The 1,754-nt window shown below is 52.3% G+C and carries 1 protein-coding gene and 1 pseudogene; both read left to right on the top strand.

Going from position 1 to position 1,754, the window contains the following annotated elements; genetic code table 11:
• Window positions 1-444: 444 nt before the first annotated feature.
• Window positions 445-810: a subtilase gene (locus MoGM_RS05650; protein ID WP_104369151.1), complete on the top strand. Its 366-nt coding sequence runs from the start codon at window positions 445-447 to the stop codon at window positions 808-810.
• Window positions 811-819: 9 nt separating this feature from the next.
• Window positions 820-1,754 (top strand): annotated as a pseudogene (locus MoGM_RS05645) (pectate lyase); the annotation flags it as partial.

Raw genomic sequence — 1,754 nt, 5'->3', positions numbered from 1 at the left:
CCCGTTGGCTTGCGTTTAGCGTCTGAATGCGAGGCAACGGGACGCTGAATGGAAAAAATAGTGAGGGTAGGTGTGGTTGGTTTGGTAGGGGATGTAGGTGCGGTAGATGTATTGGGTTGACGCACAGACACTTGCGTAAAGCGGCCCATAATCCGCCTATTTCCGGCCTTTGGCTTTTAATTTTGAAACGGGCGAAATATGGATAGCGTTTTGTAAATATTATTCCTGAAAGGACGGGATGCTCCCTGTTGGTACATGTCTGATCAGGCCGCATGGCAACGTTGTGTAAGCGATATGGCGTATAACTGTTGTTTGTGAAAGAATATTGGCGAGGCGTAATCGTTTGCGTGCAGAAACTTATTATATTATGTAAATATATCAATTTAAATGACGTATATTTGTCAGGTAAACTGTTTTTTGACAATCTATTTAACATTAACCTGTATGAAAAAGAATTACATGCTTTCATCATGTCTCGCCATGCTTGCCCTTGCGGGACAGGCCGATACCGGCGGGACAGTCACCGTGGGCGGCTCTGCCGTAGAAGGGTTTGTGACACGTATTACATTTGATGGCGACAACGCCGCGCTGCTCTTTGACGACGGCAGGACGATGGCCGCAGACATGTCCCAGGTGAACATAACCTTATCTTACGATGCCGAAGACACGTCGATCAGCGATGTGGATGCCGCATCGGGCAGTACCGCCCGCAGGATATATACCATCGGCGGACAGTATGCCGGAGACTCGCCCGAGGGGTTGCCAAAAGGCGTATATATCGTGAATGGAAAGAAAATGATAATCAAATAACCCGCAATCATGAAAAGACATATACATACTACTATTATATACGGTGCGGCCATGCTGTTGATGATGCTCATGCCATATATGGCGGTGGCGCAGACATGGGATTTCTCGTATGTGAGCGGTGCCGACAAGGCCAATCTGGCTGCCGATGCCGCCGGTTGGGAGCACGAGTTGAGTAGCAGCAACGACAGGTACAAGAACAGGACGACATACGCCGCGGAGCCGTTGAGAGCCAACGGTGCCGAACTTGAATTTACGAAAGGGCTGGCTGTCACGGCCGATGTCGCCGACGCTGTGCGGGTGGACATCAAGGGAAAGCGCATGGCTATGAACAAGGTGATGAAAATCACCATATCCGGTCTCAGGAAAGGAATGACGCTTACCATGAACTGCAAGACATCGAGCAAGACGGCGGCACGAGGGATAAACGCGACCAACCTTACGCCCGTGTCGGGATATTTCGGGACGACGACAATTGACGACCAGACAAACGTGGGCACGGTGACGGAAGATGGTGACGTGACACTGGAAAACACCGGCGGGATGTATGTTTACAGCATCGCCGTGACCGACGGACAGGGCGGAGGACAAGGCGGGACGACAACACCCGGCGACCACTCCGTGACGCTAAACACGGCGAAAAACCAGGCACGGCTGACCACGGCGGGAAACGTGATAAAATACTACGACACGGAGAATATAGGCTCGATAGACATCGACAGGCAGGCCGGCACCGTCACCGTGACGCCCAAAGCGGCCGAATGGACCGACGTGTACACCAAGAGCGTGAGCGACATAGCATTCTCGAAAGCCGCGGATCAGGGCCAGAGCGGAGACATTCAGAACGGCGGCGTGAAGATAACCGAGGCACGGGGCTGGAACGAGTCGCTGTATGTCAGGTGGGACATATACGACGGTGCCACGGCGTATAACGTGTACGTCAAGGG

The sequence above is a fragment of the Prevotella sp. MGM1 genome (genome assembly GCF_002933775.1).
GTDB lineage: Bacteria > Bacteroidota > Bacteroidia > Bacteroidales > Bacteroidaceae > Prevotella.
This window is presented reverse-complemented; position numbering and strand designations above follow the sequence as displayed.